The 19,339-nt window shown below is 63.0% G+C and carries 21 protein-coding genes and 1 tRNA gene; 8 read left to right on the top strand and 14 right to left on the bottom strand.

The genetic code is table 11. From position 1 onward, the window contains the following. Positions 1-32 precede the first annotated feature (32 nt). Complete coding sequence (locus ACYF6X_RS04575) at positions 33-1,496, top strand: AMP nucleosidase (protein WP_130017208.1); 1,464 nt, start codon at positions 33-35, stop codon at positions 1,494-1,496. A gap of 519 nt (positions 1,497-2,015) precedes the next feature. Here ACYF6X_RS04575 and nac read toward each other — a convergent pair. Then, a complete protein-coding gene (nac, locus tag ACYF6X_RS04570) occupies positions 2,016-2,939 on the bottom strand; it encodes a nitrogen assimilation transcriptional regulator NAC (RefSeq protein WP_049272346.1) in 924 nt (307 codons plus the stop codon). 337 nt (positions 2,940-3,276) lie between these two features. On the opposite strand from nac, the gene ACYF6X_RS04565 reads away from it, so the two are divergent. After that, positions 3,277-3,352 (top strand) — tRNA-Asn (locus ACYF6X_RS04565). 57 nt (positions 3,353-3,409) lie between these two features. Here the strand turns inward: ACYF6X_RS04565 and ACYF6X_RS04560 are convergent. Together ACYF6X_RS04560 and ACYF6X_RS04555 are read right to left on the bottom strand one after the other, a co-directional pair. Continuing rightward, positions 3,410-3,850, bottom strand: a complete 441-nt coding sequence (locus tag ACYF6X_RS04560; protein ID WP_063989223.1) for a DMT family transporter — start codon at positions 3,848-3,850, stop codon at positions 3,410-3,412. Positions 3,851-3,867: 17 nt separating this feature from the next. Next, entirely contained in the window at positions 3,868-4,386 is a 519-nt protein-coding gene (locus ACYF6X_RS04555) for a GNAT family N-acetyltransferase (RefSeq protein WP_063989222.1), read from the bottom strand. 38 nt (positions 4,387-4,424) lie between these two features. On the opposite strand from ACYF6X_RS04555, the gene ACYF6X_RS04550 reads away from it, so the two are divergent. Then, a complete protein-coding gene (locus ACYF6X_RS04550) occupies positions 4,425-4,994 on the top strand; it encodes a helix-turn-helix domain-containing protein (RefSeq protein WP_063989221.1) in 570 nt (189 codons plus the stop codon). Between the two features lie 13 nt (positions 4,995-5,007). On the opposite strand, the gene ACYF6X_RS04545 is transcribed toward ACYF6X_RS04550, so the two are convergent. From ACYF6X_RS04545 to ACYF6X_RS04535, 3 genes are all read right to left on the bottom strand, one after another. Continuing rightward, a complete protein-coding gene (locus tag ACYF6X_RS04545) occupies positions 5,008-5,301 on the bottom strand; it encodes a DUF2623 family protein (protein ID WP_038878018.1) in 294 nt (97 codons plus the stop codon). Positions 5,302-5,431: 130 nt separating this feature from the next. After that, complete coding sequence (locus ACYF6X_RS04540) at positions 5,432-6,019, bottom strand: nitroreductase family protein (protein ID WP_130017207.1); 588 nt, start codon at positions 6,017-6,019, stop codon at positions 5,432-5,434. A 69-nt stretch (positions 6,020-6,088) separates the two neighbouring features. After that, positions 6,089-6,985: a LysR substrate-binding domain-containing protein gene (locus ACYF6X_RS04535; protein WP_107226467.1), complete on the bottom strand. Its 897-nt coding sequence runs from the start codon at positions 6,983-6,985 to the stop codon at positions 6,089-6,091. 115 nt (positions 6,986-7,100) lie between these two features. Here ACYF6X_RS04535 and ACYF6X_RS04530 point away from each other — a divergent pair, with 115 nt between their 5' ends. Further along, entirely contained in the window at positions 7,101-7,736 is a 636-nt protein-coding gene (locus ACYF6X_RS04530; RefSeq protein WP_063989218.1) for a flavodoxin family protein, read from the top strand. A 143-nt stretch (positions 7,737-7,879) separates the two neighbouring features. Further along, the gene (locus tag ACYF6X_RS04525) at positions 7,880-8,980 is read left to right on the top strand and encodes a glycosyltransferase family 9 protein (protein ID WP_130017206.1); all 1,101 of its coding nucleotides are present in this window, start codon (positions 7,880-7,882) and stop codon (positions 8,978-8,980) included. Here ACYF6X_RS04525 and ACYF6X_RS04520 read toward each other — a convergent pair. Together ACYF6X_RS04520 and ACYF6X_RS04515 are read right to left on the bottom strand one after the other, a co-directional pair. Next, entirely contained in the window at positions 8,919-10,142 is a 1,224-nt protein-coding gene (locus tag ACYF6X_RS04520) for an O-antigen ligase family protein (RefSeq protein ID WP_130017205.1), read from the bottom strand. The genes ACYF6X_RS04525 and ACYF6X_RS04520 overlap by 62 nt on opposite strands. Beyond that, positions 10,120-11,028 carry a sugar glycosyltransferase gene (locus tag ACYF6X_RS04515; RefSeq protein ID WP_130017204.1) on the bottom strand — a complete coding sequence of 303 codons (909 nt, stop codon included), beginning with the start codon at positions 11,026-11,028 and terminating at the stop codon, positions 10,120-10,122. The genes ACYF6X_RS04520 and ACYF6X_RS04515 overlap by 23 nt, the downstream gene beginning before the upstream one ends. A gap of 304 nt (positions 11,029-11,332) precedes the next feature. On the opposite strand from ACYF6X_RS04515, the gene ACYF6X_RS04510 reads away from it, so the two are divergent. Then, on the top strand, positions 11,333-11,575 hold the full coding sequence (locus tag ACYF6X_RS04510; RefSeq protein ID WP_025303447.1) for a hypothetical protein: 243 nt from the start codon (positions 11,333-11,335) through the stop codon (positions 11,573-11,575). 10 nt (positions 11,576-11,585) lie between these two features. Here ACYF6X_RS04510 and ACYF6X_RS04505 read toward each other — a convergent pair whose 3' ends face one another. Next, complete coding sequence (locus tag ACYF6X_RS04505; protein ID WP_130017268.1) at positions 11,586-12,215, bottom strand: alanyl-tRNA editing protein; 630 nt, start codon at positions 12,213-12,215, stop codon at positions 11,586-11,588. Positions 12,216-12,300: 85 nt separating this feature from the next. On the opposite strand from ACYF6X_RS04505, the gene ACYF6X_RS04500 reads away from it, so the two are divergent. Beyond that, positions 12,301-13,236, top strand: coding sequence for a LysR family transcriptional regulator (locus ACYF6X_RS04500; RefSeq protein ID WP_130017203.1), 936 nt, complete (start codon positions 12,301-12,303; stop codon positions 13,234-13,236). Here the strand turns inward: ACYF6X_RS04500 and alkB are convergent. Continuing rightward, on the bottom strand, positions 13,219-13,866 hold the full coding sequence (gene alkB, locus ACYF6X_RS04495; protein WP_019452474.1) for a DNA oxidative demethylase AlkB: 648 nt from the start codon (positions 13,864-13,866) through the stop codon (positions 13,219-13,221). The two genes, ACYF6X_RS04500 and alkB, sit on opposite strands and share 18 nt — an antisense overlap. A gap of 139 nt (positions 13,867-14,005) precedes the next feature. Between alkB and rarD the strand changes: the two genes are divergently transcribed. Further along, on the top strand, positions 14,006-14,884 hold the full coding sequence (gene rarD, locus ACYF6X_RS04490; protein WP_130017202.1) for an EamA family transporter RarD: 879 nt from the start codon (positions 14,006-14,008) through the stop codon (positions 14,882-14,884). A gap of 1 nt (position 14,885) precedes the next feature. Here rarD and dhbA read toward each other — a convergent pair whose 3' ends face one another. From dhbA to agp, 4 genes are all read right to left on the bottom strand, one after another. Next, on the bottom strand, positions 14,886-15,644 hold the full coding sequence (gene dhbA, locus ACYF6X_RS04485; protein ID WP_039565253.1) for a 2,3-dihydro-2,3-dihydroxybenzoate dehydrogenase: 759 nt from the start codon (positions 15,642-15,644) through the stop codon (positions 14,886-14,888). Positions 15,645-15,744: 100 nt separating this feature from the next. Further along, positions 15,745-16,935 carry an isochorismate synthase gene (locus tag ACYF6X_RS04480; protein WP_063989212.1) on the bottom strand — a complete coding sequence of 397 codons (1,191 nt, stop codon included), beginning with the start codon at positions 16,933-16,935 and terminating at the stop codon, positions 15,745-15,747. A 189-nt stretch (positions 16,936-17,124) separates the two neighbouring features. Then, the gene (locus ACYF6X_RS04475; protein WP_130017201.1) at positions 17,125-17,817 is read right to left on the bottom strand and encodes a 4'-phosphopantetheinyl transferase family protein; all 693 of its coding nucleotides are present in this window, start codon (positions 17,815-17,817) and stop codon (positions 17,125-17,127) included. 161 nt (positions 17,818-17,978) lie between these two features. Beyond that, the gene (gene agp / locus ACYF6X_RS04470) at positions 17,979-19,208 is read right to left on the bottom strand and encodes a bifunctional glucose-1-phosphatase/inositol phosphatase (RefSeq protein WP_107226475.1); all 1,230 of its coding nucleotides are present in this window, start codon (positions 19,206-19,208) and stop codon (positions 17,979-17,981) included. Between the last annotated feature and the right edge of the window lie 131 nt (positions 19,209-19,339).

Below are 19,339 nucleotides of genomic sequence, written 5' to 3'. Positions count from 1 at the left end.
CGCCACAGAGCCGGGACATTCAAGGAGAAAGTATGAGCTATGCCCCACCTCGCAGCGGCCTCAGCGCCGATCAGGCACTCGATCAACTGGAAGCCCTGTATGACGCCGCGGTAGACGCGCTGCGTCAGGCGGTCAGCGACTTTATCAACCACGGCGCGCTGCCGGATGCGCAGGCGCGCGCCGCCGGGCTGTTCGTGTATCCCGAGCTGCGCGTCAGCTGGGACGGACAACAATCCGGCCCGAACAAAACCCGCGCCTTCGGCCGCTTTACTCATCCCGGCAGCTACAGCACCACCGTGACCCGGCCACAGCTGTTCCGCCACTATCTGGCCGAACAGCTGGCGATGCTGGAGCACGATTACGCCGCCCATATCGAAGTGGCGCCGTCGCAGCAGGAGATCCCGTTCCCTTACGTGATCGACGGCTCCAGCCTGGCGCTCGATCGCTCGATGAGCGCCGGCATCGCGCAGCATTTCCCCACCACCGAGCTGGCGCAGATCGGTGACGAAACCGCCGACGGCCTATATCACACCACCGACAACCATTTCCCGCTGTCGCATTTCGATGCGCTGCGCGCGGATTTCTCGCTGGCGCGGCTGCGGCACTACACCGGCACGCCGGTGGAACACTTCCAGCCGTTCGTGCTGTTCACCAACTACACCCGCTATGTGGATGAGTTCGTGCGCTGGGCCTGCGCGCAAATCGCCGATCCGGCTAGCCCGTACATCGCGCTCTCCAGCGCCGGCGGCACCTATATCACGCCGGAAACCAGCGCCCCGGAACAGGCGGTGTCCGATCTGGCGTGGAAAAACCACCAGATGCCGGCCTATCACCTGATTTCGCGCACCGGCCAGGGCATCACGCTGATCAACATCGGCGTCGGCCCGTCCAACGCCAAGACCATCTGCGATCACCTGGCGGTGCTGCGCCCGAGTGCCTGGCTGATGATCGGCCACTGCGGCGGCCTGCGCGAAAGCCAGAAGATCGGCGATTATGTGCTGGCCCACGCCTATCTGCGCGACGATCACGTGCTGGATGCGGTGCTGCCGCCGGATATCCCGATCCCGAGCATCGCCGAAGTGCAGCGTGCCCTGTACGACGCCACCAAGATGGTCAGCGGCATGCCCGGCGAAGAGGTCAAACAGCGTTTGCGCACCGGCACTGTGGTCACCACCGACGATCGCAACTGGGAGCTGCGCTATTCCGCTTCGGCGCGGCGCTTCAACCTCAGCCGCGCGGTGGCGGTCGACATGGAGAGCGCCACCATCGCTGCCCAGGGTTACCGCTTCCGGGTGCCGTACGGCACCCTGCTGTGCGTCTCCGACAAACCGCTGCACGGTGAAATAAAACTGCCGGGCCAGGCCAACCGCTTCTACGAAGGGGCGATCTCCGAGCACCTGCAGATCGGCATCTGCGCCATCGATCTGCTGCGCGCCGAGGGCGATCGCCTGCACTCGCGCAAGCTGCGCACCTTCAACGAACCGCCGTTCCGGTAACGGTGCTCAGACCCGCTGCGGCGTAATGTTTGCCAGTTAGCGTTCTTATAAAGTTGTTCGTTGGGTTTCGGTCGATAAATAAAAGATGCGCCATGAAACTCATGTGCCTCGACCGAACAAGGGGCCGTAAGCGCGACCCCTTGCAACCCGCGCCTTTGCCCTATCAGACGGTTGGCTTTGCCAACGTTACTCAGCCCATCCCTGGGCCTCGCCCCTTCGGGGCCGCTGCAAGCAGCGTTCAAATCTGCTCCAGGCAGATTTGTCCTCCCTCCGCCATAGCGCATTGAGGCCGGTTGCGACAGGCGTCTTCAAGGGCGCCAAACATCGTGCTCACCTCACTATTTTCATTGTCTTTTAAGCAGTTAATATCAAACAGTGAGGAACACTTATCCGATGGTAGAAATTCGGGAGTTGGCCCTGACGCACATCGCCAACTGCCGATTAAAGCTGCACGCGACGCACTCAGATGGGATAAAAATTGCCGGTCAAGCTTAATTGACCGGCACGGTGGTTTTTTCCTCAACGCACCAGCGCCAGCGCGCGTTTCTCCTGGCTGCGGCCGCCGGCGATCGACAGCAACATGTCTTTGACCAGCAACGCCGGGGCGGACAACGCCTGTTGGCCCGACATGCACAGCGCCAGCGGCACCGACATCGTCGGCGCATTGATGCGCGCCATCCAGGCCTTGGCCGGGCCGATCATCGCGCGCGCCACCGATTCCGGCAGCACGGTCGCCCCCAGCCCGCCGGCGATCGCGGCGCTCAGCGCGCCCGAGGATTCGATCTCTCCCACCACGTTGATCGCCAATTTACGCAGCGCCATCGCCTCTTCCAGCTGATTGCGCACCGCATCGCCCTCGCGCGGCAGGAACAGGTTCAGCCGCGCCACGTCCAGCAGTTCGACGCTGTTGCCGGGATGCGGCACCGCGCGCGTCGCCACCAGATAGAGATCTTCCCGCATCAGTGCGATGGCGTGCAGCCCGGCGGGCATCTTGGCGCCGTAGACCATCGCCATGTCCAGCGTCTGGTTGGCCACCTGCCCGGCCAGCGCCGCGCCGCTGTTTTCATGCAGGCTGAGCAGGATACCCGGCTGCTGATCGCGCAGGCTCTGCAGCAGCGGCAGCGCCAGCTGCGCCGCAGTGCTGCCCGACGCCAGCCCGAGAGACACCTGGCCGCTCATCGCCTGCCCGGCGCTGTTGACCGCGCTCTGGGCCTGCTCGCACTGGCGTAGAATGGTCTGCGCGTGGGCATACAGAATGTTGCCGGCCTCGGTCGGCTGCACCCCACGCTTGGTGCGGATCAGCAGCTGTTGCTTCAGCTCCCCTTCCAGCGTCGCCAGCTGCTGGCTGAGCGCCGGCTGGGCGATGTGCAACACCTCCGCCGCCTGGGTCAGGCTGCCGATATCGACGATTTTCACGAAGTACTTCAGACGTCTGAAATTCATAGTGCCTCCAGCGAGCCGCTAAATTGAGAATGCCGAAATCCGGTCAGGCACTGCAGCAAGATCCGGGCCAGAGTCGGTAAACGGCCAAGGAGGCGGGATATCAGGTGGTCAACGACCGTTCGCCGGGCGGCGCGTGCCACAACGCAGGGCAGACGTTGCACCAACGACAGGCAAATGCGCCGACCCGCGGGCAATTCGGCGGCGCTGCGCGCGGGATAAGCGACAAAAGCGAGAAAAAGCAGCAGGTTGGGCAATCTTGCAGCAAACGAACGCATCGGGCGTCTTCACGCTTTACAAGCCGCAACCGCCCCGCTATTATTCGCCCCGTTCCAACGATTCCTCTGTAGTTCAGTCGGTAGAACGGCGGACTGTTAATCCGTATGTCACTGGTTCGAGTCCAGTCAGAGGAGCCATATTTAGAGAAGCCCGCTCAGGGAAACCCGAGCGGGCTTTTTGCCTTTCAGCCGCCCTCAAAAGCTGCGTTTCGCCACCAGATAGGCGCCCGCCACCAGCAGCAGGGCGCCGACCAGCGCCGGCAGATTCTCGCGCAGAGCCGCCGGGCCGGCGCGGTAGACGTCCACCAGCAGCCCCATGCACAGCTGGCTGGCGACCAGGATCGAGATGGTGGCCGCCGCCCCCAGTTTTTGGTAGCCCAGGATACCGGCAAACACGAACAGCGATCCCAGCAACCCCGGCAGCAGCATCCACCACCTGGCGGCGCCGGTCACTTCCGCCACCGCGCCGAGGCCGTTTTTGGCCAGCAGCAACCCCACCAGCAGCAGCAAACCGACGCTGGAGTTGATCACCAGCGTGATAAGGATGGTCGAGACGCTTTCGGTAATGCGCACCATTAGCAGATTCTGCACCACCAGCCCCATTCCCGCCGCAATCAGCAGCAATAGCATATTCATCGCCCTGTCTCCCGGGATCAGCGCGCCGGCGGTGCCGCCCGCTCGTCGAGCGTCAGCTGCAGGAAAGTCAGATCCAGCCATTGGCCAAATTTGGCGCCCACCTGCTCCATGCGCCCCACCTCGCGGAACCCGAGCGCCAGATGCAGCTGAATGGAGGCCTGATTACCGGATTCGATGCCGGCCACCATCACGTGCTTGCCGATCTCCCGCGCCCGTGCGATCAGGGCGATCAACAGCGCTTTGCCAATCCCTTCACCGCGATGTGTCTGATGGACATACACCGAGTGTTCTACGGTATGGCGATAGCCGTCCCAGGCGCGCCAGTCGCCGAACGACGCGTAGCCGATCGCCTCGTCCGCGCCGTTTACCGCCACCAGCACCGGGTAACCCGCAGCCTGCCGTTCGCCGATCCACGCCGCGCGGTTGGCCGCATCCACGGTTTGTTCATTCCAAATGGCGGTGCTGTTCAACACCGCGTCGTTATAGATGGCGGCAATCGCCGCGCTATCGTTAAGCGTCGCATTTCGTATAATCATGGTTTACCCCGGCCAATTGTCCACTATAATACTACGATATGAATATTAAATTAGACAATCTAAATCAGCTGATCGGCGCACGCATTCGCATTGAACGCGAGGCGCGCCACTGGTCGCTGTCCGATCTGGCCGAGCAGGCGGGCGTTTCACGGGCGATGGTTCATAAGATCGAGCGCGGCGAGAGCAGCCCGACGGCGATGCTGCTGGGCAGGCTGGCGGGGGCGTTCGGCCTCAGCATGTCCAAGCTGATCGCCCGGGCGGAAACGCAGGAAGGCCGGCTGCTGCGCCGGGAAGATCAGCCGGTCTGGGTCGATCCGGAGAGCGGCTACGTGCGGCGCCACGTTTCGCCGCGCACCGATCTGCCGCTCGATCTGGTGCGTATCGAACTGCCGGCCGGCGCGACGATCCCGATGCCGGCTTCGGTGTATGCCTTCAAACGCCAGCTGATCTGGGTCTTATCCGGTGAGTTGGTCTTTCTTGAGGGTGAGGCACGCCATGACATGGCCGAGGGAGACTGCCTGGAGCTCGGCCCACCGGCGGACTGCCGCTTTGAAAACCAGAGCGACCAACCGTGCGTGTATATGGTGGCGGTGCTGAGCGCCGCCTGACGCCCCGCCCGCGCTAGCCCTGCGTCGGCCGGTTATAGCCGGCGCGGAAAAACTTCTCCGCCAGCCGGCTGTCGCCGCCGGAAAAGAACTCGCTCATCGGCTCACTGCCGAGGCCATAGGCGCGGCTCAGCTGTCCGGCTTCGAACGCCGCCCGGTTTTCGTCGCCGCAGCGCTGCGCCAAATGGTGCGCATAGCCGAGCACAAAGCCGCGCTTGTAGTCGGAGCAAAAGCGCGACAGCTCCGTCTCCGGCTTCAGGTTCTCCGCCTTTAGCCCCGCCAACAGCCCTTTGCCAAAATGGTCACCCACGCTTTCCTCCTCATCACGCCATCGCTATATAACAAAATATACAGCGAATAAGCGAACGAGAACATACTCCCTAAGTTTTACTCGCCGCATAAAAAAGGCCCGCCAAGCGGGCCTGAGGGAAAGCGGGCAATCACAGCGTGAAATTCAGCCCTTCGCTGACGGTCTTGCCCAGCGGCAGACGGCCCGACGGCGCCTCTTTTTCCTGCAGGAAATCCGGCAGGAGGGCCTTGTCGCCCGGCTTGCCGATCGCCACCATGGCGTGCACCGCATAGTCGTCCGGCAGCTGCAGCGCCGCTTTGATCTTGTCGTGGTGAATGCCGCTCATGCAGTGGGTCAACCAGCCTTTCAGGTGCGCCTGATGCGCCAGGCTGGCCCAGGCGGCGCCGGTGTCAAACGCGTGGGTCGGGTTGTCCACCCACCGTTCGCCGTTCAAGCTGGTGGTTTTGGAGACGATCACCACCAGCGCCGAGGCGTGCTGCGCCCAGCCGCGGTTGAAGTCGATCAGGAATTCCAGGTAGTTCTCCCAGCTGTCGGAACCGTGCTTGCTGTAGGCAAAGCGCCACGGCTGAATGTTGTAGGCCGATGGCGACCAGCGCGCCGCTTCAAAAAAGCTCAGCAGCGTTTGATCGTCGATGGCGTCGTTGGCCATCGCGCGCGGCGACCAGCGTTCGATAAATTGCGCATCAATCGGGTAATCGGAGGTTCTTGGCTGGCTCATGATAGGTTCTCGCAGTGAAGTAAAAACAAAAGTTCGCTGATATTCCCACAGCTTAGGACGATAAAACTTTTATTTCGTGCCATTGCCCTGCGGCAGTTCCTGCTGCAGCCAGGCGAGAAATGCCCTGACCGGCGGATGCCGCTCGCGCCCCGGCGCGCACAGCACGCTGTACGCGGCGCCCGGTACGCGCACCTCCGGCCGGTACGCCACCAGCAGGCCGTTGTCCACCATATCGGACACCATCACCGAGCTGGCGAGCACCAGCCCCTGCCCGGCCACCGCCGCCTGCAGAGCGTAATGCTCCTCGTGATAGCTGCGCATCGCCGCATGGCGCTGCCACCAGTCTACGCCGGCGGCCCGGCACCAGTCATGCCAGCCGCTGTCGTACAGCGCCGAATCCCCCCACTTGACGGTGATCAGCACCGGGTTTTCCGGCTCGGCGGCGGCCAGCCCCGGCGCGGCGTAAACGCCAAAGCTTTCCTCCAGCCGCGCCGTCTGATGCAGCGCGGGATACTGCGCGCGGCTGTAACGCACCGCCACGTCCACGCTGGCGTCCTGCTGCAGATCGATCACCTCGGCGCAGGCCTCCAGGCGCACCAGATAGTGCGGGTACGCCTGATAGAAACGCCCCAGACGCGGCACCAGCCACAGCGCCGCGAAAGAGTGCGTGACCGAGACGCACAGCGATCCGGTGCTGGGCTGCGGCCGCAGGCCCTCAAGCGTGGCGGCGATGTCCAGCAGCGCGCCGTGCACCCCGGCAAACAGCGTTTCGCCTTTCGGCGTCAGCCGCACGCCGCGCGGCACCCGCTCGAACAGCGCAAACCCCAACTGCTGTTCCAGCGCTTTGATCTGGTGCGAAATCGCCGTCGGCGTCACCGCCAGCTCGGCCGCCGCCAGCTTGAAGCTGCACAGGCGAGCGGCAGATTCAAAGGTGCGTAATGCGTTGACGGGCAGCGTGGCGAACATGGCGAAGCCTCTTGAGATGAGTTGAGATCATCCTGGCAGAAAAGCCGTCATTTGTCGCCTGCCGGTGCTTGTTTCTAGAGTAGGACTGAATCCACTTCATACCGAGGAACATGACATGAATACAACTCATCAATCCAAACGTCTGGTGGTGCTGGTCGGCAGCCCGCGCCGCGACGGCAACAGCGCCACGCTGGCACAGGCGATCCTGGCGGGCGCCGCCGAAGCCGGCACGTCCGCCAGCCTGCATTTTCTCGATGATTATCTGAGCGGTTTCCTGAGCGATGAACGCCACACGCCGCCGCCGGCCGATCGCTACGCCGAGCTGTTCCTTGAGCACTTCCTGCCGGCTGACGGCGCGGTATTTTGCACGCCGATTTACTGGTACGGCATGTCGGCGCAAACCAAAGCCTTTTTCGATCGCTCGTTCAGCTTCTATTCCAACGCCTACCCTCAGGCGGAACAGGTGCACCAGCGCATGAGCGGCAAGCGCATCGGGCTGGCGGTGGCGTCGGAAGAAACCTACCCCGGCGCGGCGCTGGGCATCGTGCATCAGATCCAGGAGTTCAGCCGCTACACCCATTCCGCGTTCGTCGGCGTGGTGCACGGCGCCGGCAACCAGCGCGGCGAGATCGCCCGCGATCCGCGCAACCCGCTGCAGGCCGCCCGCGAACTGGGGCGTGAGTTCTTCACCCGCCCCTACTCGGATTATCAGATGGACAGCCCGCGCAGCACGCAGGTCTGGGAGGAGTAAGCGCGGCACCCGAAGGCAATTGCAAGCATAACGTTAGCATCTGTCGCAATCTGTTGCGGGCCATTGGCCCGCCGTTGCCGCACTTGTATGATACGACGCGGCGCCAGACGGTGGCCGCCGATCTCAAGCGGAAGCGAACTGCAATGTCTAAACAGTGGAAAATAGCGGCGGCCAACGCCGGTTTGCGTCTCTATACCCGCATCGCGGGCAATTTCCGGCCCGCAGCGAGCTTCGATTCGCAGCAATCCTTTGAGCGCATCGTGATTTTCTCCACCAGCGCCCTCGGCGATCTGATGTTCAATACGCCCGCCATTCGCGCACTGTGCGAACGCTACCCCGGCGCGCAAATCACGTTGGTCTCCAGCCACAAAAACCGGCAGTTGGTCGAAGGCAGCCCCTGCTTTCATGACGTGATTTACTGGGACCACAAGGCCAAAGACATGTTGGGCGTTATCCGGCGCCTGCGAAAAAATCGGCCACAGCTGGCGGTCATCCTGCACTCGAAGGCGCCTTACGACGTGCTGGTCGCCATCGCCGCCGGTTGCCAATACCTGTTCAAAGACGTTTACGGCAACAAACCGAGCGGCATGGAGCGCTGGTTGACCGGCGTCAGCCACAGCACCGGCGGCCATTTGATTCAGCGCAAGCTGGATATGGTGGGGCAACTGGGATGCCGTACCGACAATCCTGACATGTTCATCCCGGTCGCTTTTCCCTCGCTGGCGAAACCGGCGGGCAAGATCCTGATCGGCTTTCAGATGGGCGCCTCCGAAACGCTGCGCCGCTGGCCGGTCGACCGCTTTGTTGAGCTGGCGCAACGGCTGCTGGCGCACTCCCCCGACTGTCAGATCGCGTTGATTGGCAGTGAGGCGGAGCGCAGCCTCGAGCGGGAATTTATGGCGGGTTTGAGCGAGGAACAGCAACAGCGGGTGGTAAGCCATATCGGCGCGACCACGTTACCGCAACTGCTGGCGACCATCGCCAATCTGCAGGTGCTGGTGACCGGCGATACCGGCCCGCTCCACCTCGCCGTGGCGTTGAAAACTGCCACCGTCAGCCTGTTCGTCACCGCTAACCCGCGCCATACCGGCCCCTATCAGGACAGCGAGCGGCATCAGGTGATGCACGTGCCGGTTGACAGCGCCACGCTGAGTGCCGCCCAGCGCCACCAACCGCTCAGCCTCATCGCGGCGGAACAGGTGCTGGAGAAAACCCTGGCGGCGTTACCGCCTGTACACGCCTGATCGGCGACCGCTTTGGCTGCGACAGCAGCAGCGCCAGCGGCAGCCAAAACAGGTACCAAAACTCCGCCGGATTGGCGATCACAAACATGCCCTGCGAACTGTAGAACACCAGCATAAACAGAAACAGGCCCGCCTCCCAGCGCCGCCCTGCGCACCAGTGTGCGATGGCGAGCCGCGCGCCATATCCCAGCAGCGCCAGCAACAACAGGAACCCCACGCAGCCGCCCTTCAGCAACGCGCCAAGGTACAGGCTGTGCGTAGTGTGATTCAGCTCGCCGGTGTAATTGAGGAAGTTAAGCTGCTTATCAAAGCCGTAGCCGAAGAACGGCGCCTGTTCAATCAGCGCCAGGCTGTGGCGCCAGATGCTGATGCGAACAAAGCTCTGTTGATACAGCTCGCCAAAGCGCGTCAGCAGCATTTCGCCGATCGCGCTGTAAACGACGGCGAGAACCACAGCCAGCGCGCCGGGCAACAGAAACCACAGCCACCGTCCCGGCCGGTGTCGATAAGGCATCGCCACCACCACCGCGAGCGCCAGCGCGATCAGCGGGCCGCGGCTTTGCGTCAGCACCATGAACGCCAGCAGCGGCGGGATAAAGCACAGCGCCGCTTTTTGCCCGGTATCGCGGAAAATCATCAGGCTCAACAAAATGGCGATGGCGGCGTAACCGGCCAGATCGATCACGTTGCTCGGCCCCGGATTGCGGGCGGTGGTTTCCCGCAGATGATAAATCGACGGGGCATCGACCAGCGTCAGATACAGGCACAGCGCCGTCATGCCGGCCAGCATCGCCCACAGCAGCTGATGACGCCGCTCACCGTCGAGCAGCGTCACCAGCCAGGCGAGATAGAGCAGGATATAGGCGCTGTGGGTCAGGGCCGACGGCATGTCGCCCGGCGTCTCGCCCCACAGCGCGCTGAGGGAATAATAAAGCAAAAACATCAGCGCCAGCCCGCCGCCCCAGCGCGCCTGACGATTGGCCCACAGCTGCCGCCGCAGCGGCGGCCAGGTGAACACGGCGGCCAGCCACAGCAGCGCCGCCAAATGAAACAGGTTGTTGACGCGGGTCTGCCCGCAAAAGATCGCGCTGAAAAACGCGAAGGCTAAAAACAGCGCGCTGCCGACGCGATAACACCGCTCAGGCTTGCTGAAAGTAAACATTGCCGTCCACCTTCTCGAAGATATCGCTGCCGATAGCGCTGTGCAGGGAGAGGTTTTTAATCGCGATCTGCTGCTTTTTCATGATCGCGCCGGCGTGTCGAAAAGCGGGGATCACCAGCGACTCCACCTTGTCCGCCAGGAACGTCGGCAAGCGATCCTGCTCGGTTTCGTAAAAGCGCGGCTGGTGGAAGTTGTTCATGTCCAGCCCGGCGATAAACAGCTGCCTGAAGCCAAGATAGGCGATGATTTGCAGCGCCCAATAGGCCACGGTGCCGGCATCGAAAATGCCGCAGCGGATATCCTGGCTGAAGCCGAGCATGCGGCTCTCGGCGGCAAAGACCACGCCGTTTTCCCGGCAGTAGTGCTCCCACAGCGCGCCGCTGTCGATCCGGGGGCGGTAAATCTTGCAGGCCGCGTCTTCGACGATCGCCAATCGGCAACCGATCGCCGCCGGGCCAAAGCGATCGAGAATGCGCGCCATGCCGTGCACGGTGGTAAACAGCGTCAGCCCAGGCCGTTGAATGACGTCGCGCACGATCTCCTGGCGGTTATCGATAAACCCCATATCCACGATGACGTAGAAGCGAAAATCCACCTGCCGATGCAGGCAATAGGCGCCGTTGACCCCGATGGCGGGCATGGCGGGAATATTTTCGAAGCGCAGCGCCTTCACCGACGGGCCGGTAGCCGTCAACAACGCCGGCCCCCGGCAGCTGTTGCGCAGTTCGCTCAACGTGACGATCGGCACCGGCCGGTGCTTGTACCATAAGGCGGCGATTTCACCGCCTTCGCCGCGCGCGATCTTCACGTAGGGCCAGAGGTTTTCGTTATGCCGATAAGGGCGCGCGTGGGAATAGCGGTAGATCTGCTTAAAAAAAGAGCCCATGGTGGCGATGTCCTGTCCAGAGTGCGTGACGATACCTACAGAGGCATCTTTCTGTATGCTCAGAATTTAAAAACGAGTCAGCACTGGCCAGGCCGCACAGCGAGTATCTAAATATTCGTTTAGCGAGGCAATTTTTGTAATTTGAATTATTAGTCAGCGCATCGGCAAGAAATGTGTCGAAGTGTTATTTGAATGAGGAACTGTTGCAGTGCGTAAAAATACCGTGAATGGCCGCAGCGCCGCCGCTTGGCATTGATGGGGTTTTGTTATAACGTATCAGAACTTAAGCCAAAGGAAGACGACGATGAAAATCCAGCTGTCGCTGCTGTTTCTCAGCCTGCTGGCCGGCAAGGCCGCGGCGTTTCAGTCAAAAGTGCCCGAACCGCGCCCGGAACAGGCGCGCGCGGCGGAACAAAACATCGAAAATCTGTTTTACGGCTTTCACGCCATGGACGCCCAGCCGGTGAACATCGGCAGCTGCGCGGCGGTGCCGGTAGCGGGATGCCAATGCGCGTTCTGCACCCAGCTGCGACAGGCCGGGCGTTGAAGCCCCTTATTCAACTCAGCTCATACTGCACGATCAACTGCCCTTTCTTCATCTTTACGCCAGTGATCGCAATTGCCCCCACCTCCGCCAGCGTGGCGACATGGGTGCCGCCGCAGCCGTAGGCGGGCAGTTCGCCGAAACCGACCTGGCGCATACCCTCCACCGTCTGTTGGCGGCGGGGTAAATCGGCAGCGATCAAGCGCGCCAGCTCCGCCTGCAAAAAGTCCGCTTCTACCGTCTGCGCATCCGGCCCTGGCGTAAACGTGATGCGCCCTTCCCCCGGCCAATGATGCGCCTTGACCGGCCGCCAGCCTCGGGTTTCTCCCAGCCAGCCGATCAGATGCCCGCCGGAGTGCCAGCGGGCGTGCAGGCGGCGCTGCGCTTCATCGATTTGCATCGTAACCGGCCCGAGCGGCAGCGGCGCAGCGGTAAAGTGCAGCACGGTATCCCCTTGCTGCTGCACCCGCAGCACGGCGACGCCGCCTAACCTCCCCACGTCGGACGGCTGGCCACCGCCCTGCGGGTGGAACAGCGTGGCATCGAGCTCTACGGCGTAAGCGCCCGCCTCGGCCGGCGCGCAGCTCAACACCTGCGCCTGGCCCTGTACATCGTCGCTGTAGTAATAACGTCGTTCGGTCATCATTTTTCTCCTCGGTTCGAAGAGCCATTATATTCATGTCATAATCGAGGGATAATCCACCGCCATCACAATGGACCTTTGCGTCATGAGCACAAATCTTTCTTACGCCCTGCTGCCCGAAATGGCCGTTTTCGTTCAGGTGGTAGAGAGCGGCAGTTTTTCCGCCGCCGCCCGTAAACTGGGCACTTCGCCTTCCGCCGTCAGCCGCAGCGTGGCGAAGCTCGAGCAGGCGCTGGCGCTGCAGCTGTTGCACCGCACCACCCGCAAACTGCGGCTGAGCGAAAGCGGCGAAGAGGCGTTTGCGCACTGCCGCACCCTGCTGGCGGCGGCCGACGCGGTCATGGAGATCGGCGGGCGCGGCGCCGTGGAGCCCGAAGGGCTGGTCAGCGTCAGCGTGCCCAAGGCGGTGGGCCGCTTCGTGCTGCATCCGCACATGCCGGAGTTCCTGCGCCGCTACCCGAAGGTGGACGTGAGGCTGCGGCTGGAAGATCGCTACATGGATTTGATCGACGATCGGGTCGATCTGGCGCTGCGCATCACCGATCGCCCGTCGCCCGGGTTGATCGGCCGCCAGTTGATGAGAATAGACCATCTGCTGTGCGCCACGCCGCACTACCTGGCGCAGCACGGCACGCCGCAGCACCCGCACGATTTGGCGGCGCACAGCTGCATCTATCTGGGCGAAACGCCGAGCGACGCGCAATGGAAGTTCCGCCGCAGCGGCAAAACGGTGACGGTCAACGTGCGCGGCCGCTACGCCGCCAACCACACCGGCGTGCGGCTGGACGCGGTGAAACAGCATATCGGCATCGGCAGCCTGCCGTATTTTACCGCCCGCCAGGCGCTCGACGACGGCGAGATCGTGCAGGTGTTGCCGGAGTGGGATTTCCTCAGCAGCTATCACGGCGGCCTGTGGTTGCTTTACGCGCCTAACCAGTATCTGCCGCCCAAACTGCGGGTGTTTATCGACTATCTCGTCGCCTGCCTGGCGCAGGAGCCGCAGCTAAAGCGCCTTGCGTAGCGTGATGTTGATGCGGTGCGGCCCCACCAGCGAGTGGTAGCCTTCCTTGACCGGCAGGATGCCGTGAAAACAGAGCCGCGCCGGGCCGCCCCATACCACCACGTCGCCGTGCGCCAAGGGGATGCGCCGCGCCCGGTCGCTGCGTTGCAGCCCGCCGAACTGAAACACCGCCGGCAGCCCGAGCGACACCGAGACGATCGGCGCACCGAAATCGTGCTCGTCTTTATCCTGATGCAGCGACAGCTTGCTACCGGGATCGTAGCGGTTCATCAGGCAAGAGTCCGGCACGAAGGGGCCGAATCCCGCCTGCTGCGCGGCTTCGTCCGCCAGCGCCATCAGAATGGGCGGAATGGCCGGCCAGCGTTTGCCGCTGCGCGCGTCGCGTTCCGAATAGCGGTAGCCGCGGCTGTCGCTGGTCCAGCCGTTGCCGCACCAGCTCATCGCCACCGACATCACGTGCCCGCCGGGCGTGGTCAAATGCCGCCACGGCACTTGGGCGACTACGCCCTGCACCGCCGCCAGCAGTTCCGGCCCGTGATCGCGCACGAAGCCGTGCATCACCACCGCGCCGGGGGCGATCTCTTCGCGCCACGGCGGCGGCAGCGCGTCTTCAAAAAGATCGATTGTCATCGCCAAAACCTGTATGAATACACAGTATTCATTGTAACCCGCCGCCGCCGATTGTCCAGCGCTCGGCAACGTCATTGTCGTTGGCGGCAAATTTCTCTACAGTAGCCGCCATAAAATCAATCACTCACCAGGAATGCGTGTGATTAAGGGCATCACTCTTTCGGTCGTCGCCTCCATCTTGTTCGGCGCGATGTATTACTTCACCTCTACCCTCACCCCGCTGAACGGCGAGCAGGTCTACGGCTGGCGCACGCTGCTGACGCTGCCGTTCCTGACGCTGTTTATGGCGCTGTCCGGCGATTGGCGCAAAGTGGGCGACACGCTGGCCTGGATCGGCCAACGGCCGCAGCGCCTGCTGGGCCTGCTGCTCACCTCGGCGCTGCTGGGGGTGCAGCTGTGGCTGTTCCTGTGGGCGCCGCTGCACGGCAAGGCGCTCGACGTGTCGCTCGGCTATTTTCTGCTGCCACTGACCATGGTGCTGGCGGGTCGTTTTTTCTACCGCGATCGGCTGTCGCTGCTGCAAAAACTGGCGGTGGCGTGCGCCATGGTGGGGGTGGGCAATGAGCTGTATCAGGCGGGCGGCGTCTCGTGGCCGACGCTGGTGGTAGCGCTGGGCTATCCGCTCTACTTTATTTTGCGGCGGCGTTTCGGCACCGACAATCTCGGCGGGCTGTGGTGCGAGCTGGCGCTGATGCTGCCGGCGGCGGCCTGGTTCGCCTTCGGCGACGGCGGCGCGGCGGCGCTGAAAATTAATGCCGAGCTGTATTGGCGCATTCCGCTGCTCGGCATCATCAGCGCCGTGGCGCTGGTGTGTTACATCCTCGCCAGCCGCCTGCTGCCGTTCAGCCTGTTCGGCCTGCTGAGCTATGTGGAACCGGTGCTGCTGGTGATCGTCGCACTGCTGCTCGGCGAAAGCATCGGCCAAAGCGAATGGCCGACCTATCTGGCGATCTGGCTGGCGGTGCTGCTGCTGGCGGCGGAAGGCGCGCAGCACTTGCTGCGCCGCCAGCGGGTCTGACTCAGGCGGCCAGCGTGGCGCCGCCGTCGATCACGATGTCCTGCATGGTGATGTGGCTGGCCAAATCGGAGGCCAGGAACAACACCGCGTTGGCGATCTCATCCGGGCGGGCGATTTTGCCCAGCGGGATCCCCAGCTTGAACATTTCGGGGAAGCCGGCGATGGTGCGTTGTTGCGCATCGTCGGTCTGCCACATGCCGCGCTGCATCGGCGTGTCGGTCGAGCCCGGCGACACCAGATTGCAGCGCACGCCGAACGGCGCCATCTCCAGCCCCACACAGTGGTTCAGGCTGGTCAGCGCCGCCTTGGAGGCGCAGTAAGCCGCCATCTGCGCGCGCGGCACGTGCGCGGCATTGGAGCCGATGCTGACGATCGCCCCGCTGCGCTGCGCCTTGAAGTGCGGCAGCACGGCGCGGAACAGGTAAAACGCCCCCGAAGCGTTGACGTTGATGCACTGATGCCAGTCATCCACGCTCAGATCTTCGGTATTGCCCATGCGCAGAATGCCGGCGGCGTTGACCAACACGTCCAGTCGCGGGTTCTCCGCCAGCTGTTGGCGGCACACCGCCTCCACCTGCTCCGGCCGGCTGATGTCCAACGTCACGCAAGGATAAGGCAGATCCGGATTGGCGAACTCGCGGTCAAATCCCACCACCTCGGCGCCCTGCGTCAAAAAATGGCGGGCGATCTGCTCGCCGATGCCGCGCGCCGCGCCGGTCACCCACACGCGTTTACCGGTGAAATCCATCTGAATGCTCATGCGCACACCGCCATCCGGGCACGCTGCCGGGTCATGTTGTTGTTCATCGTTATCTCCTGCGAAAGCGTATGACGCGGCGCGCACTGCGCCGCAAAGAGGCCTACAGCGCGCCGCTGTTCAGGCCGAAAGCGTTGAGCATGGTGCCCAGTTTGGCGGCGGTTTCCAGCCACTCGGACTGCGGCGTTGAGGCGGCGACGATGCCCGCGCCGGCGAACAGCCGCACCCGGTTGCCGCGCAGCAGGCCGCTGCGGATGACGATCGCCCACTCGCCGTCGCCGTTGGCGTCGCACCAGCCGACAATGCCGCTGAACAGGCCGCGATCGTGCGGTTCCAGATCGGCGATCAGCTGGCGGGCGCTCTCGGTCGGGAAGCCGCACAGCGCCGGCGTCGGATGCAGTAGGCAAGCCAGCTGCATCACGTTGAGATTCGGGTTCAGCAACTCGCCGCGAATGCGGGTGGACAGGTGCCACATGGTACCGGTGCTGAGCAGCGATGGGCCGCTGGGCACGCTCAGGCTGGCGCACAGCGGCGCCAGGTGGCGGCGAATGTCGTCGATCACCAGCTTGTGTTCGTATTTGTCTTTGGTCGAGCGCATCAGGCGCTCGCTGCCGAGGCGATCCTGCTGCGGATCGTCCTGACGGCGCGCCGAGCCCGCCAGCGGATTGGTGTGGATCTCGCCGCCCTGCTTGCGGATCAGCAGCTCCGGGCTGGCGCCAATCAGCACACCGCCATCGGCCAGCGGCAGGGAAAAGTGGTAACCGGTCGGGTTCTGCACCATCAGGTTATTGAGGATCTGGTGGCCCGCCACCGGCTGCTCCAGCTCAATGTCGAGGATGCGCGACAGCACCGCCTTGTCCAGCTTGCCCTGTTTAAAGCGGCTGACCGCTTCCGCCACCGCGTGCTTGAAGCGCGGCTCGTCCGGAATGCTGGTGCAGGCGGCCAGGCGATGCGGCTGTTGCAGCATCGGGCGCGCGGCGCGGGTAAAGCTGTCGTTGGCGACAAACTGGCAGTTTTCAGGCACGTACAGGCTGGAAGGCCGGCGCGTATCGAACGGAATGGCGCCCACCACCACCGGCGTCTCCTGGCCGGCGGTTTTGGCGCGCGCCAGCGCCTGGCGGATATGCTGCGTCAGCGCGCTGCCTTCCTGCTCGCCGCCGAACGCCGGCGTCTCGATACGCTCGAACACGCCGTCGGCGGAGAGGGAACGGAATTCGGACCGGTACAAAAAGGTCGATTGTTCGGCGTACACAAACCCGGGGAAGGTTTGGTTTTCTGTCGTCAGTGTCGCCACAAGACCACTCCTTTGTTGCGCCTTACCAATGATAATGTTTATGCGAATAATTATCATTAGCTATAAAAGGAGGATAAATTACACCGGATCCCCACCGTGGGTCAATCTCCGATGAATGAATCTTTCCACCCGCCGCGGCAAATCCGATTTACGGCGCAGCAAGAAATAACACACTGTTATTATTGTGTTTTAACAGAAAATAAAAGTCGTGACGTCGTCACCTTCACGCCAAAAACGCCCGTTAAACCGGCGGCCGGCGGGGCAATTTGGCGTCAGCGTCTTAAGCAACGCTAATACAAACGTCTGCCGCTGCGTATCCACGGCGACCATGCGCGCATCGAGAAAATCGAAGTAACAACGCACCTGTGGATAAAGCGCCTTGAACAGGCTTTCTTTGGCGGAAAACGTCAGCGTCAGCAGTTCATTGAACGGCAGCGCCTCGCGCAGCAACGCCTCGCGCTCCCCCGCCGAAACGATCGCCCCCCACAGCTCTTCCGCCCGCACGTCGGAGAGCAGCGTCTCCACATCCAGCCCCACGCCGCCCAGCCCGCTCTCGCGGTGCACGGCGCACAGCGCGGTATCCGAATTATGGCTCAGCGCCCCGGCGATGCCCGGCGGCCACTGCGGCGCGCGATCTTCGCCGCGCGCCAGGGTGAAATCGGCAAAACCGAGCGGCGACAACAGTTGCCGCGCCAGAAAACGCCCGGCCAGATACTCCGCGCGGCGCTTCGGCACCGCGCGCGCCAGATGATCCGGCAGCGCAAAGCCCGCCTCGGGAAAACTCTCGTCACGATACTCCGCCAGCGCAAAATGGCAGCGCGCCACCTGGCCCGGATAGCCGTCCGGCGTGAAAAATTCGATATTGCGGATAAAAGTGGGCAACGGCGGTATCCATGATAAGCAGGCAGGCTGATGATGTTAGCCCCCGAAACGGCCTGCAACAATGACCCCGGGCAAAATAAATGGCGTTAAGGCCCGCACGGCGGCGCGTTAGCCGGGATGGGGAGAGGCCTCTCCCCCGTGGTCGGGAGAGAGGCTGGGCATTACAAGATGCCTTTCATGGTCTTCTCGAAATCGCTCCAGGCGCAGAAACCGTCTTTGTCGATCGGGCAGCCTTTCAGCGCCAGCGTTACCCGCTGCGGCGGGGTTTGCAGCGTCAGCGGCGTCGCCTTGCGCAGCTGTTCGGTGGACTGATAGACGTACTCGATCTTCAGCAATTCACGGTCGTTCTGCGCGTCGCGCCAGCGCTGGAACACCAGTTTGCCGCCGATCGGCGTTTTCTCGTATTGCTGCGGCAGCTGATACGGCTGGAACTGCATGGCCGACAGCAGCGAGGCAATATTGGAATCGTGGCCGACCAGCACCGTCAGCTTCGGCGCGTCCGGTTTGCGCTCGCCGAGCAGCGCGTTGTTGATATAGGTCAGCAGCGGCTTGGCGACGTTCTGCGCCACCACCGGCGAGGTGAACAGCGAGTCCTGATAGCCGTCTTTCAGCTGCGCCAGCTGCTGCCACTGGTGCGGGGTGGCGATTTTGCCCCAGGCCACCTCTTTCATCGGGAAACCTTCGTAATACTGCAGCATAAAGGCGTCCACCAGCGAGTTGCCCACCCGCAGCGGGCCGGAGACGCCCGGCTCTTTGCCCGGCACCGCGCTCATCACGCTGGCTTCTTTGGTCAAGTCACAGTGTTTGTCGGTCTTGCAGGCGGCGGAATCCTTGTAGTCGATGATCTTCGCCAGCTGTTGGTAAGCCGCGTCCAGCTTCAGCGAGCCCAGCGCGGCGTTCATCGCCGCCAGCGCCTGCTGGTTGAAGGCCTCGCTGGTGTCGGTGATGATCGGGTTGAAGGTCGGATCCATCTCGCCCATCTTGTCCTGATGGTGCACGCTGACGTCACAGCCGGGGAACGCGCCGTTGCTGAAGAACTGCGCCGTGGCCACCGTGCGCTGCAGGCTGTTGGCGTAGACATACACGCTGCCGGCAGTCGGGCAGCCCTCTTGCGGCAACAGGCCGGTCTGTTTCAGCCAGGCGTTGAAGTAGTGCCCCATATACACTTCCAGCACCCCGCCCTTGGTGGTCAGCTGGCCGCCCGGCGTTTCCCAGGCCGGCCAGGCCTTCGGCGTAGACTGCGCCAGCACGCTGCCGTTGTTGGCCAGCGGCGCGCGCAGGTTATGGCGGCTCATGACCAGCACCTGTTCCAGCTGATAACCGCCGGCGTCTGCCAGCGCGCTCCCGGTGAATAACAAAGGCAGGCACAGTAATAACGTTTTTTTTCTCATCCGCAGAGGCTCCCGGAAAATGATTATTTTTAAGGTGTTAGCGTTTGCCCGAGTATGATGGCGGGGTTAGTGTGACAAGTGTGTGACAGGGTTCACGGGAAAGGATCGTAACCGCGGCCACCGGGCGGTGG

It is taken from the genome of Serratia sp. ID 25-353 (genome assembly GCF_054792795.1).
This window is presented reverse-complemented; position numbering and strand designations above follow the sequence as displayed.

What these genes read in the sequence shown, in the direction of transcription:
- ACYF6X_RS04575 (WP_130017208.1), top strand. Translation starts at nt 33, where the DNA reads ATGAGCTATGCCCCACCTCGCAGCGGCCTCAGCGCCGATCAGGCACTC.
- nac (WP_049272346.1), bottom strand. Translation starts at nt 2,939, where the DNA reads ATGAATTTCAGACGTCTGAAGTACTTCGTGAAAATCGTCGATATCGGC.
- ACYF6X_RS04560 (WP_063989223.1), bottom strand. Translation starts at nt 3,850, where the DNA reads ATGAATATGCTATTGCTGCTGATTGCGGCGGGAATGGGGCTGGTGGTG.
- ACYF6X_RS04555 (WP_063989222.1), bottom strand. Translation starts at nt 4,386, where the DNA reads ATGATTATACGAAATGCGACGCTTAACGATAGCGCGGCGATTGCCGCC.
- ACYF6X_RS04550 (WP_063989221.1), top strand. Translation starts at nt 4,425, where the DNA reads ATGAATATTAAATTAGACAATCTAAATCAGCTGATCGGCGCACGCATT.
- ACYF6X_RS04540 (WP_130017207.1), bottom strand. Translation starts at nt 6,019, where the DNA reads ATGAGCCAGCCAAGAACCTCCGATTACCCGATTGATGCGCAATTTATC.
- ACYF6X_RS04535 (WP_107226467.1), bottom strand. Translation starts at nt 6,985, where the DNA reads ATGTTCGCCACGCTGCCCGTCAACGCATTACGCACCTTTGAATCTGCC.
- ACYF6X_RS04530 (WP_063989218.1), top strand. Translation starts at nt 7,101, where the DNA reads ATGAATACAACTCATCAATCCAAACGTCTGGTGGTGCTGGTCGGCAGC.
- ACYF6X_RS04525 (WP_130017206.1), top strand. Translation starts at nt 7,880, where the DNA reads ATGTCTAAACAGTGGAAAATAGCGGCGGCCAACGCCGGTTTGCGTCTC.
- ACYF6X_RS04520 (WP_130017205.1), bottom strand. Translation starts at nt 10,142, where the DNA reads ATGTTTACTTTCAGCAAGCCTGAGCGGTGTTATCGCGTCGGCAGCGCG.
- ACYF6X_RS04515 (WP_130017204.1), bottom strand. Translation starts at nt 11,028, where the DNA reads ATGGGCTCTTTTTTTAAGCAGATCTACCGCTATTCCCACGCGCGCCCT.
- ACYF6X_RS04510 (WP_025303447.1), top strand. Translation starts at nt 11,333, where the DNA reads ATGAAAATCCAGCTGTCGCTGCTGTTTCTCAGCCTGCTGGCCGGCAAG.
- ACYF6X_RS04505 (WP_130017268.1), bottom strand. Translation starts at nt 12,215, where the DNA reads ATGACCGAACGACGTTATTACTACAGCGACGATGTACAGGGCCAGGCG.
- ACYF6X_RS04500 (WP_130017203.1), top strand. Translation starts at nt 12,301, where the DNA reads ATGAGCACAAATCTTTCTTACGCCCTGCTGCCCGAAATGGCCGTTTTC.
- alkB (WP_019452474.1), bottom strand. Translation starts at nt 13,866, where the DNA reads ATGACAATCGATCTTTTTGAAGACGCGCTGCCGCCGCCGTGGCGCGAA.
- dhbA (WP_039565253.1), bottom strand. Translation starts at nt 15,644, where the DNA reads ATGAGCATTCAGATGGATTTCACCGGTAAACGCGTGTGGGTGACCGGC.
- agp (WP_107226475.1), bottom strand. Translation starts at nt 19,208, where the DNA reads ATGAGAAAAAAAACGTTATTACTGTGCCTGCCTTTGTTATTCACCGGG.